Below are 11,957 nucleotides of genomic sequence, written 5' to 3' on the forward strand. Positions count from 1 at the left end.
AGGATTATCACGCTAGTCTGAACATTTTACTTAAAAACCCTTTGATACCACTACTCTGTTGCACAGGCGCTTGAATTGCTAGAAACGACCTAGCAATTTCCATCACAGCTTTTGAGGCAGCTGTAGAAGGATAGCATATTGAAAAAGGAATTTGTTTCTTAACTGCGCTTGACACGTTGCCATCATCAAACATAATGCCGAGCGAAGGCAATTCCGTATCTAAAAATCGCTTCGCTACCAAGCTGATCTTGTCCAATGTCTGCTGTCCTTCCTTGCGGTTGGTTGCCCGATTGACAACGAGCTTGAAGGACACATCGATATGCATCGCTCTTACCATTTTGATTAAAGCATAAGCGTCCGTTATTGAAGTAGGCTCAGGCGTTGTGACGACGATTGTTTCATCCGCGGCAGTAATAAACTTTACTGTCTCCTTTGACAGCCCGGCGCCTGTATCAAACAATATGACATCATACCTGCCGTGCAGCTTTTCAATTTCGCCTGCAAACCTTTCCAGCTGCTCTGCCGTCAGCTCCAGCAAATCCTTAAAGCCCGATCCGCCAGCAATATAATGCAGCCCCTCTGGGCCGACAGCTATAATGTCCCAAATTGTTTTTTCCTGAGTGAGCAAATGATACAGATTGTAGGGGGTCGTTTGTCCCATAAGCACATCAATGTTCGCCATGCCGATATCGGCATCAAATACGAGAACCTTTTGACCTAGACGCTGCAAGGAAAGAGCAAAATTCAAGCTGAAATTGGATTTGCCAACACCACCTTTGCCACTAGTGACCGTAACGACACGCGTGTTTTTAAGCTGGCTTTGCGAATTATTTTGTTTGACGAGCTGTCTCAATGCTTCTGCCTGATCATTCATCGCTTACTTCTCCTAGCAGTAACTGTATATAACTTGAACGATCAAATCGCTCGATATCATCCGGAACGGTTTGACCTCCAGCTACAAAGGTTGGAATAAGACTGTATTTTAAAATAAGATTCAAAATTGCCCCATACACGGTCGTTTCGTCAAGCTTTGTAAATAGTACCTTCGTAATGCCATACTTGGTGAAACGCTCCGTAATAATTTCCATATCCTTCGTTTTCCCTGTCAGACTAAGCACCAATATCGTCTCGCTCGGCCTGGATGAATGAAATAAGCTGTTCACTTCGGATACATGAAGCTCGCTTCGGTAATTTCTGCCTGCCGTATCCATCAAAATAATATCGCACTGGCTTAAATTATCGTATGCTTTATGAAGATCGCCTTGCGAAAATACAATTTCAAGCGGAATATCCAAAATTGTCGCATACGTGCGCAGCTGATCGACAGCTGCTATTCGGTAAGTATCGGAAGTAATGAAGCCTACTCGTTTATTATTTTTAATTTTGTATTCTGCCGCAAGCTTGGCAATTGTCGTTGTTTTGCCGACTCCCGTTGGACCGACGAAATGGACAACCGATGCTTCCGGATGAATTTGATTAGGACTGAAGCTTGCAAGCCACTCTTCTAATCGATCTGCTGCTGCCCGCCACAGCTCATCTGGCGAAAGCTTGTTCAATTCAGTATCATACTGTTCAAGCAATTCATTAGTGAGCCTTTCAATCCATTCCAGCTCAACTTCCTGATCCAGCAATCTCCGCCTAAGCGCAAGCACTGCATCGGAAAACGCGCTATGACCTGCTTGCTGCTTCGATAGTTTCATCATCTGCTGCCGCATTTCCTGTAGTTCTTCTAGAATTTGCTTATCAGAAATGCCGCGGTCAGCAGCAGGCATATGCGCCGGATTGACCGGATTATCCTTTACTGCTGGTGCCGGCTCCGGCGGGGGTGCCGCCGTCCGGGAAGAGCTTTTCAATATTTGCTCTAGAATTTGATTTACATCGGCTGCACTTGGCTTGCTGACGGTCTCACTGGCGGCAGGACTTTCCTCTACCGCCGCAGTCACTTCAATCTTTTTTTTGCGAAACAAGCCCATAAAGCCGCCAACTGCAACAGGTCTCGATTCCAAGATTACAGCATCCTTGCCCAGCTCTGAACGAATGAGCGCAACCGCTTCAGGTAGCTGATCAACTACATAACGCTTTACTCTCATAGATTCACCACCCCAACACTTTGCACCTCAACGCTAGGCTCAAGCTCGCTGTAAGACAATACAGGAATTTCCTGCATCGTTCGTTCCAACAGTTGGCGCAAATACATTCGAATCGTCGGCGATGCCAATATAACTGGCTGATGGCCCGATTGTATTTGACGATTCACTTGTTCATTCATCAGCTGATACATGCTTTGTGTCGTTACCGGATCCATCGCAATATACGAGCCATGGTCTGTTTGCTGTACGGATTCCGCAATTTTTTTCTCAAGCTGCGGTCCTACTGTAATTACGCGAAGCGTTTCTCCAGATGGAGCAAACTGCTGAGTAATTTGACGCGATAGCGATTGTCTGACATATTCAGTAAGCACATCGGGATCTTTTGTATATTGGCCATGATCTGCCAGCGTTTCAAATATAGTAACCAAATCGCGAATCGACACCTTTTCACGCAGCAGCTTGGCAAGCACCTTTTGAATATCTCCGATGGTAAGAATATTAGGGATAAGCTCGTCTACTAGTGCAGGATAAGTTTCCCTGACATTTTCAACCAGCATTTTCGTTTCTTGTCTGCCAATCAGCTCATGAGCATGTCTTTTAATAATTTCAGTCAAATGAGTTGCTACTACTGAAGGCGGATCGACAACGGTATAGCCCGACAGCTCGGCGCGTTCCTTCATGCCTTCGTCAATCCATATGGCCGGCAAGCCGAAGGCCGGTTCAGTCGTTTCTATACCGATAACCGAATCGTCCTCGAATCCTGGACTCATCGCCAAATAGTGATTTAACAGCAAGTCGCCTCGAGCTACCATATTGCTTTTAATTTTGATGACATACTCGTTCGGCTTAAGCTGAATATTATCGCGAATGCGGATGACTGGTACAACAAGACCTAAATCAAGCGCGCATTGTCTGCGAATCATAATGATGCGGTCCAGCAAATCTCCGCCTTGCTGCGTATCTGCAAGCGGGATAAGTCCATAGCCGAATTCAAATTCAATCGGATCAACCTGCAGCAGGCTAATAACACTTTCCGGACTTCGCACCTCTTCAATTTGCTGCTCTTCAACAAGCAGCTCTTCCTGTGCTTGCTTTTTATGTAAGGATTTTTGCATAATATACGCGCCAACAGCGATAACAATCGCAAACGGCCATGTTTTTAAAATGCCGATTGGCGTAAGTCCCAGCATCGCTACAGTACCTGCTGCTATATACAGCATTTTTGGATACTTAAATAGCTGAGAGGTGACATCTTCTGCCAAATTGCCCTCTGATGCCGCTCTCGTCACGATCAAGCCTGCAGCAGTGGAAATCAGCAGCGCCGGAATTTGTGTAACGAGCCCGTCACCAATCGTTAAAATGGAAAACTTGGCGAGAGACTCTGTAAAGCTAAGATTATGTATAGACATACCAATGATAAAGCCACCGATTAAGTTAATGATAACGATAATAATAGAAGCAATTGCGTCACCTTTGACAAATTTACTCGCACCATCCATTGCCCCGTAAAAATCTGACTCCCGTTCAATTTTGGAGCGGCGCTCTCTTGCTTGCTGCTCATTAATCAGCCCAGAGTTCAGATCCGCATCGATACTCATCTGCTTGCCCGGCATCGCATCGAGCGTAAAGCGGGCAGCAACCTCTGCAACACGCTCTGAACCTTTCGTAATAACGATAAATTGCACGACGACCAAAATGAGAAATACGATAAAGCCGACAACGACTTCGCCGCCGCCTACCCAGCCCCCAAATGTCTGAATGACATCGCCAGCTTCTGCGCGAGATAAAATACTCCGTGTAGTAGATACGCTCAAAGCAAGGCGGAACAGCGTCGTAATAAGCAATATAGCTGGAAAAATCGAAAAATCCAGCGCTTCTCTTGTATTCATCGCAACTAGCAAAATCATGAGCGCTATCGAAATGTTAAGAATCAGAAGTATATCGATAAGCAATAATGGGATTGGGATGATCATCATGAGTACGATACCAATTATTCCAAGTATGATGACCAGATCTCTTGCTTTCATGACGTTCCCTCCTCCCACCTGTTATGTCGTTCGTCTCCGACCTTTAATTTTATATACATATGCCAGTATTTCAGCCACAGCTTGGAACAGGTCACCGGGTATCACATCGCCAATCTCTGCCTGTTCGTAAAGCGCTCTGGCAAGCGGCTTGTTTTCCATCGTTATGACACCATGTTCCTTCGCAACCTCTTTTATACGAAGAGCAAGGTGATCCATCCCTTTTGCTACAACGGTTGGCGCCTCCATTTGGGAAGCGTCATATTTCAGAGCTATTGCAAAGTGAGTCGGATTCGTAATAACAACATCTGCTGTCGGTACATCCTGCATCATGCGCTGTAAAGCCATTCGGCGCTGCTTTTCCCGAATTCTTCCTTTAATGAGCGGATCACCTTCGGATTTTTTGAACTCATCTTTAATATCCTGCTTTGACATTTTAATACTTTTTTCATGCTCATATCGTTGATACATGTAGTCGGCAATGGCCAGAACTGCAAGTACAGCGCCTATCTGAATGCCTAAATTAATCGTGATTCCTGCGGCGTATGAAAAAATATGCTCAATAGGCTGAGTCGAAAGGACTATCATATGATCCCATTCGCTTGTTATAGTAGAATAAACAATGACTCCGATAATAAGCACCTTTAGTACGCTTTTTAAAAACTCTACTAAGCTTCTTACAGAAAAGATTCGCTTGAATCCTTCTATCGGGTTCAGCTTTTTCAGCTGCGGTTTTAATGGCTCACCTGTAAACAGAAAACCAAATTGTACGATATTCCCTACAGCGCCAAAAACGACGGCGATAGCAAAAATAGGAAGCATCAAAATGACGATCTTGGAAACAACGGTTATAAAAAAATCCAGCACATTGCTCGTTGTTACTTCAAGCAGAAGCCAATCCTGAAAGAAGCTGCCGAATAAATGCAATATATTCTGCTTATAGTAGTTGCCCAGCATGAGAAAAGAGGCAAACACAAATAGTAAAATAAATGCTCCTGGCAAATCTGAAGACTTGGCTACTTGCCCCTTTTTCCTCGATTCACTACGCTTCTTCGGCGTTGCCTTTTCCGTCTTTTCTTGGCTGAAAAGCTGTAAATCCATCCGCAAACGAAATGTTTTCATGCTCCCGCCTCCTATTGCCCATCCGCCGCGGGAGCTTGCTGTAAAATACCAAACAACTGCTCAAGCGAAGAAAATAAAATAGAAAACAGATTTTCAAACAAGACCGCCAGGCTTGGTATCAATACAACTAAAAGAAATAAGCCGACGATAATTTTCAAGGGGATCCCAACGACAAATACGTTAAATTGGGGGGCTGTCTTTGTTAAAAAACCAAGCCCTACATCCGTCAAAAAAAGGGCTACCATCATTGGAGCAGCAACTTGAATGGCAAGCAAGAAGGTCATGCTAAGCGCCTTCGTGAGAAAAACACTCACATTTCCGCTCATCACCCTTGCAAACAGCTCATTATCAAGCGGCATCCATGCATAACTGTTCATAAGCCCCGCCAGCAAGTAATGATGGCCATTAAGCATCAGAAACAATACCATTAATACCATATATTTGAAGTTGCCTAGAAGCGGAGCCGATGTCCCTGTATTGGGATCAATCACGTTAGCCATTGCAAATCCGATTTGCATATCCATGAGGGCGCCTGCTGTCTGAACAACTGAGAAAAATAAATATACGACGAAGCCCAGCAAAACTCCCAGCAAAATTTCTCGCAGTACAAGCAGTATATATTCAGGCCCTAGCACTATGTTTTGCTGCAAGCCATAGGACAGAAATACTAGCAGCGAAATCATAAAGCCTAATCCGATTTTGAAGGTTGCCGGTACGCTGCGCGAAGAAAATATCGGCGTCACGACGAAAAATGCTGTAATTCGACAAAAGATTAACAAAAAAATAGGAAAACCGTGTACGATTGCATTCATCAACTTTACTCACAACCTAACCGATGTAATGATGTAAATTATTCAGCAGCTGATAGGCAAAGTCGACAACCGTGTTTAATATCCATGGTCCAAAAATAATGATTGATACAAATACCGCCACAATTTTTGGAACGAAAGCGAGCGTCTGCTCTTGAATCTGCGTAGTTGCTTGAAATACACTGACGAGCAAGCCAACAACCAGCGCAAGTACAAGCATCGGTGCACTAGCTTTTAGTACGGTATATACTGCCGAGCCTGCTAGTCCGATAACAAAATCAGCACTCATCTTTGTTCCCTCCTTACCCTATCAAGTGTTAAAGCTGAGAAGCAATGATTTGACAATTAAATACCAGCCGTCCACTAACACGAACAACAATATTTTGAAAGGAAGTGAAATCATTATTGGCGGAAGCATCATCATCCCCATCGCCATTAATGTACTGGCTACAATCATGTCAATAACGAGAAACGGTATAAAAATCATAAAGCCCATTTGGAAGGCTGTTTTCAGTTCACTGACAGCATAAGCCGGAATAAGCACGGTGATCGGAATATCCTCATAGCTTGTCGGCTTTTCCGTTTGGGTGTAATTCATAAATAAAAGCAGGTCCTTCTCTCTTGTATGGGAGAACATGAATTTTTTCATCGGAACTGCAGCTTTTTCAAATGCTTCAGTCTGTGATATTTCTCCCTTTAAGTATGGCTGAAGCGCCACATCGTTTACTTGGCCAAAAGTCGGAGCCATTATAAAAAAAGTAAGGAACATGGCAAGTCCAATTAATACTTGGTTTGGAGGCATTTGCTGTGTGCCCAGCGATGTTCGGACAAACCCCAATACGATTACAATTCGTGTGAAGCTGGTCATCAGCACTAGAATAGCTGGCGCAACGCTCAACACCGTAATTATTAAGAGCAAGGACAAAGCGCTAGTGCCTGCTGGCTCTTCTCCGCCGCCAATATTTATTGAAATATCAGGCAAAGGTTCCGCTGAAGCAATCTGAGCGGCAAACATAGACAACAGCAAGATTGCTACGAAGGAAACTAACCTTTTACTTTTCATCATCCATCAACCGTTCGTTTGATTTTGCATCCTTTATTAATTGCTTAAGCTGTTCATTGCGCATAGTTCGCTGGTTCAGCTGATTTTGCAGCAAATCTTCAAAGCTGGAATCTGAATTGGCTGTACTGCTGTCAGCTTCCTGCTGCTTGGCTGCTTTGGAAGTCTGCCATTTTTTTATAAAGGCTAGTCCGAATTGACCGGAGCTCCAGCCTTGATCTGCATCTCGCTCAAAAGCAGCCAGCACTTCCTGGGCCTCCAGCGGATCATCGATCTTATCGAGCAGCGTAATGTTTTGACCTACACCAACGATATATATACGACCAGCTACTTCGATAACCTGCAGCGAGCTATGCTGTCCAAGAGACGTTCCGCCTAATGAACGAAGTGCGCGATTAACCCCCCATAATTTATTGCGATTAGACATCCATTTCAGTAATAAAACGATAAGTACGATTACAATCCCAAGTGCTACCATGATCCAAACGATGCTTCCCAGCAATTCGCCCGGAGACGTTTGTTTAAAGGTCGGCTCCTCAGGAAGGCCGCTTGTTTCACTGCTAGCGGCCAACCACAGTCCAACACTACCTAGTTTTGCGACCATAAAGCTTACCCAAGAGTTTTCTTGATCGCTTCAATAACACGATCTGCTTGGAATGGCTTCACGATGAAGTCCTTAGCGCCAGCTTGGATCGCATCGATTACCATTGCCTGCTGTCCCATTGCAGAGCACATAATGACCTTGGCATTAGGATCCATCTTTTTAATTTCTTTGAGCGCGGAAATACCGTCCATCTCTGGCATAGTAATATCCATCGTTACAAGGTCTGGCTTTACTTCTTTAAATTTTTCAATAGCTTGAGCACCATCCTGTGCCTCGCCTACTACTTCATATCCGTTTTTCGATAAAATATCGCGGATCATCATTCGCATGAACGCTGCGTCATCAACAATTAAAATACGATTTGCCATTTTTCATATCCTCCTAGGTGGTTCAAGTTATTATTGTAATTTCTGAATACGATCCCATTGGCTTACGATATCGGTTACACGAACACCAAAATTCTCGTCAATGACTACGACTTCGCCTTTTGCAATGAGCTTGTTATTTACTAGAATATCTACCGGTTCACCGGCCAGCTTATCAAGTTCAATAATCGAGCCTTGCGACAATTCTAAAATATCTTTAATCTGCTTCTGGGTCCTTCCTAATTCTACAGTGACCTTGAGCGGAATGTCGAGTAATAAATTTAGATTTGTTTGATCGGTTTGAGCGTAGCCATTCTGATTGAAATTGGCAAATTGCACGGGCTGTACATTCACATTTCTATTAATGTTTGACTGCGCATATGGATCATGATAGACCGGCTGCTGTTCGTACATTGGCGCTGCTGCAGCATGCTGAGGCGCATTCATGGCTGGCTGAGCTGCAGGCATCTCCGCTGCTGGCGCCGGCGCTGGAGCAGGAGCAACAGACGGGCTTTGCTGCTCGGCAGCTGCCGCAGTCTGACTCGCTGCATGAGCATGCTCCTCCTCCACATCTCCCATTAGCGTAGACACCATCTGCTTCGCAAACGACACTGGAAGCAGCTGCATAATTGTAGAATCTATCAAGTCCCCAATCGTAAGATGGAAAGAGATTTTAATAAATACATCTACTGGCGGCAAATGGTTCATGCCATCTCCATTGTTAACATCTAAAATATCAATGCCGGGAGGCGAGATATTAACCATACGATTGAAAATCGTCGACATCGATGTCGCCGAAGAACCCATCATTTGATTCATTGCTTCTTGTACAGCGCTTATATGTATTTCATTTAATTCTTCTGCTGTTACTTCGCCTTCTCCGCCCAGCATAAGATCGGCGATAACCTGAGCATCCTTTGTTCTGATTACGAGTGAATTAATCCCTTCAAAGCCATCGACATACTGTACGCTGACTGCCACGTGAGGCTTAGGAAATATATCTCCCAGCTCAGAGCGCTTTACTAGCGTAACATGCGGAGTTGTAATATCTACTTTTTTGCCTAATAGAGTCGACAAAGCAGTAGCAGCACTGCCAAATGTAATATTTCCAATTTCACCGAGCGCATCCTGTTCTATTGAAGACAAGAAATCGGATAATTGAACCTCATTAGCGGGTGCTGGCACATCATCTGGCTCATTAGAGGATTGACGAAGCAAGGCGTCAATTTCTTCCTGTGATAAATAGTCTTTACTCATCATACTCTTCTTCCGCTCCTTCACTTACAATCTCGTCAACCTGTATGGCCAGCCTATCTTTTGTCGAACCCGGGCTGCCAATAAATTTAAGCTTTTCACCAACTTTTATTTTCAATCCTTCATCAATCGGCTTATTAAGCGATAGCACATCTCCAACCGACAGGCTAAGAAACTCCTTGATTGTAATAGAGGTTTCTCCTAGCTCAGCGATGATATCGAGCTTCGCCTTCTGGACACGCTGCTCTAATGTTCTAACTTCCTCCGGTATGCGTTCCTTTTTCTGTGAAACAAACCAATGATGAACCGATAATCTTGGCATAATTGGTTCCAGCACAACATGCGGGATACAAAGATTGATCATCCCAGTCGTATCGCCGATTTTTGTGCTAAAGGAAATTAATGCGATCGTCTCGTTAGGAGATACAATTTGCATAAACTGCGGATTCGTTTCCAGCGCTTCCAATCGCGGCGAAATGTCTACAACTGTTTTCCAGGCTTCCTGCAAACTTTCGAATGTGCGTGCAAAAATACGCTCCATTACTGTCGTTTCAATTTCTGTTAAATTCGAAATTTTAGAAGGTGCTACTCCTTGGCCCCCCAGCATGCGGTCAAGCATCGCATAGGCTACGTTAGGATGAACCTCAAGCACCATCCGGCCTTCTAAAGGCTCGGCTTCAAATATATTCAAGATCGTCATTTTCGGTATAGAGCGAATAAATTCATCGTAAGGAAGCTGCTCCACGTCAACAACATTAATTTGAACAAAAGTACGAAGCTGTGCTGAGAAATAGGTTGTTAAATATCGCGCGAAGTTTTCATGAATACGAGTTAAGCTGCGAATATGATCCTTTGAAAAACGAACTGCCCGCTTAAAGTCATATACACTAACCTTCCGTGTAACCTCTTCCTTTTTTAAATCCTCCGCATCCATTTCACCGGATGATAGCGCAGCTAGCAATGCGTCTATTTCATTTTGCGATAAAACATCAACCATTATCTCACCTCCTTCGAGGAATGTTGCATTTGTGCATTAGATTTGTGAAATCATAAAGTCAGTAATTTCCACTTTCACGAGCTTTCCTTTTGGCAGTACCGGATTGATAAGATTAAGCAGCTTTGACTCCAGCATATCCTCACCAACCGAGCCTTCCAAATCTTCTGGCATCATATCAGCCAAAGTACGGCTTATAATAGGCTTAACCTCAAACTCAATAATTTTATCAAAATCTTCTTTTGTCTTTTTACTGTCCAGCTGGAATGCGAAGTTCATAATCACTATGTAATCTGGATCTTTCAGATTTCTTCGGTAATCCTTGAGCTCAGAGGTAACTTCCACACGCTCTTTGGCGCTTAGAACCTTTACTGCAACAGGCTTGTTGCTTGCTTCTCCTTTATTGCTCTGATCCGAAAAGAACTTGTTATACAAAATGAATGACACAATAGCTATTAATGTAATGGATAACAAAATAGTAATCATCCACGGCAGCATCTTCTTCATGTCAAAGGCCCCTCCGTTTGTTTACTGCTGCGAGCTATCCCCACAACACCTATTTCTTGAAAATATTGCTGACAAAGCTTCACAAGCTCGGAAGCTTTTTCCTTCACTACAATTCTATTTCCTGTCGTTAGCGTAATTATAGTGTCTGCAGCCTCATCCACAGTTTCGATAAGAAGAGCATTAATCGTTATTTTTGTTCCGTTTAAGCGTGTAACGGTAATCATTATTGGCCCCCTCTTATGGAGGGAGGCTTCCGCCTCCCTTATTCATTACGAACTTAACGCTTCAGGTTAACAACCTCTTGCAATATTTCGTCAGAAGTGGTGATTATTCTGGAATTCGCTTGGAAGCCGCGCTGTGCTACGATCATTTCAGTAAATTCAGCAGTAAGATCAACGTTGGACATTTCCAGCTGACCTGAAATAATTGAACCTGTGCCGACTTCAGCGTCGCCTGCTGTAAACAGCTCAAACTCGCCATCCGGGTTTGCGTTAACTGTCATACGGTACATATTGCCGCCAATTTTTTCAAGACCGGCAGGGTTGACAGCCTTTGCGATACCAAGCGTTCCTGCTTCCACTTGACCGTCAGCTGTAATTCCGATAATTTGACCTGTTTGGCTAATTGTAAAGGCCGTAATTTCTTCTTCAAGTACGATTGGAGCACCGTCTTGTCCTAATACAAAATAGCCCTCGGCCGTAACAAGCTGTCTGTTTGCATCAAGCGTAAAATTACCCGCTCTTGTCAAAAATTGCGTCTCAGCGTCGCCGCCAGGCGATACTACAAAAAATCCGTCGCCGTCAATGCGCAAGTCTGTCGCGATATTAGTTGTCATTGCACTTCCTGGCGTATGAATCGTATCGATGCTGCTGATCGAAACGCCTAATCCGATCTGGCGAGGATTCACACCGCCGCGTGTTCCTTCTTCTGGGGCAGTTACGCCTGCAACAGTCTGGCTTAATATATCCTGAAACATGACCCGACCAGCTTTAAAGCCTACAGTATTTACGTTTGCAATGTTATTGCCGATTACATCCAGCTTCGTTTGAAAGCCTCTCATTCCGGATACGCCGGAATACATGGATCTCAACATTTTATTTTCCTCCTTAAAACGGATTAAGTACATGG

At 44.0% G+C, this 11,957-nt stretch carries 14 protein-coding genes; all 14 read right to left on the minus strand.

What is annotated here, in order from left to right:
* Positions 1 to 7: 7 nt before the first annotated feature.
* From V1L65_RS06325 to flgG, 14 genes are read right to left on the minus strand one after another with little or no spacing between them, the layout of a single operon-like run.
* Positions 8 to 874: a MinD/ParA family protein gene (locus V1L65_RS06325; RefSeq protein WP_331698248.1), complete on the minus strand. Its 867-nt coding sequence runs from the start codon at positions 872 to 874 to the stop codon at positions 8 to 10.
* The gene (flhF, locus tag V1L65_RS06330; protein ID WP_331698249.1) at positions 867 to 2,090 is read right to left on the minus strand and encodes a flagellar biosynthesis protein FlhF; all 1,224 of its coding nucleotides are present in this window, start codon (positions 2,088 to 2,090) and stop codon (positions 867 to 869) included. Before flhF ends, V1L65_RS06325 begins: the two co-directional genes overlap by 8 nt.
* Positions 2,087 to 4,117: a flagellar biosynthesis protein FlhA gene (gene flhA, locus V1L65_RS06335; protein WP_331698250.1), complete on the minus strand. Its 2,031-nt coding sequence runs from the start codon at positions 4,115 to 4,117 to the stop codon at positions 2,087 to 2,089. Before flhA ends, flhF begins: the two co-directional genes overlap by 4 nt.
* Positions 4,118 to 4,138: 21 nt before the next feature.
* Positions 4,139 to 5,236 (minus strand): flagellar biosynthesis protein FlhB, encoded by a 1,098-nt coding sequence (gene flhB, locus V1L65_RS06340; RefSeq protein WP_331698252.1) that lies wholly within the window; start codon positions 5,234 to 5,236, stop codon positions 4,139 to 4,141.
* Positions 5,237 to 5,247: 11 nt separating this feature from the next.
* Positions 5,248 to 6,048 (minus strand): flagellar biosynthetic protein FliR, encoded by an 801-nt coding sequence (fliR, locus tag V1L65_RS06345; protein WP_331698253.1) that lies wholly within the window; start codon positions 6,046 to 6,048, stop codon positions 5,248 to 5,250.
* A 16-nt stretch (positions 6,049 to 6,064) separates the two neighbouring features.
* Positions 6,065 to 6,334, minus strand: coding sequence for a flagellar biosynthesis protein FliQ (gene fliQ / locus V1L65_RS06350; protein ID WP_331698254.1), 270 nt, complete (start codon positions 6,332 to 6,334; stop codon positions 6,065 to 6,067).
* Between the two features lie 21 nt (positions 6,335 to 6,355).
* Positions 6,356 to 7,060, minus strand: a complete 705-nt coding sequence (gene fliP / locus V1L65_RS06355; RefSeq protein WP_442955675.1) for a flagellar type III secretion system pore protein FliP — start codon at positions 7,058 to 7,060, stop codon at positions 6,356 to 6,358.
* A gap of 37 nt (positions 7,061 to 7,097) precedes the next feature.
* Complete coding sequence (locus V1L65_RS06360; protein ID WP_331698255.1) at positions 7,098 to 7,709, minus strand: flagellar biosynthetic protein FliO; 612 nt, start codon at positions 7,707 to 7,709, stop codon at positions 7,098 to 7,100.
* Positions 7,710 to 7,714: 5 nt separating this feature from the next.
* The gene (locus tag V1L65_RS06365; protein WP_331698256.1) at positions 7,715 to 8,077 is read right to left on the minus strand and encodes a response regulator; all 363 of its coding nucleotides are present in this window, start codon (positions 8,075 to 8,077) and stop codon (positions 7,715 to 7,717) included.
* A 30-nt stretch (positions 8,078 to 8,107) separates the two neighbouring features.
* The gene (fliY, locus tag V1L65_RS06370) at positions 8,108 to 9,334 is read right to left on the minus strand and encodes a flagellar motor switch phosphatase FliY (RefSeq protein WP_331698257.1); all 1,227 of its coding nucleotides are present in this window, start codon (positions 9,332 to 9,334) and stop codon (positions 8,108 to 8,110) included.
* On the minus strand, positions 9,324 to 10,325 hold the full coding sequence (gene fliM, locus V1L65_RS06375) for a flagellar motor switch protein FliM (protein ID WP_331698258.1): 1,002 nt from the start codon (positions 10,323 to 10,325) through the stop codon (positions 9,324 to 9,326). The genes fliY and fliM overlap by 11 nt, the downstream gene beginning before the upstream one ends.
* Positions 10,326 to 10,361: 36 nt before the next feature.
* Positions 10,362 to 10,829: a flagellar basal body-associated FliL family protein gene (locus V1L65_RS06380; protein ID WP_331698259.1), complete on the minus strand. Its 468-nt coding sequence runs from the start codon at positions 10,827 to 10,829 to the stop codon at positions 10,362 to 10,364.
* Positions 10,826 to 11,053, minus strand: coding sequence for a flagellar FlbD family protein (locus tag V1L65_RS06385; protein WP_331698260.1), 228 nt, complete (start codon positions 11,051 to 11,053; stop codon positions 10,826 to 10,828). Before V1L65_RS06385 ends, V1L65_RS06380 begins: the two co-directional genes overlap by 4 nt.
* Before the next feature lie 53 nt (positions 11,054 to 11,106).
* The gene (gene flgG, locus V1L65_RS06390) at positions 11,107 to 11,922 is read right to left on the minus strand and encodes a flagellar basal body rod protein FlgG (protein WP_331698261.1); all 816 of its coding nucleotides are present in this window, start codon (positions 11,920 to 11,922) and stop codon (positions 11,107 to 11,109) included.
* Positions 11,923 to 11,957: the final 35 nt, after the last annotated feature.

This window comes from Paenibacillus sp. IITD108, assembly GCF_036541265.1.
Classification (GTDB): domain Bacteria; phylum Bacillota; class Bacilli; order Paenibacillales; family Paenibacillaceae; genus Pristimantibacillus.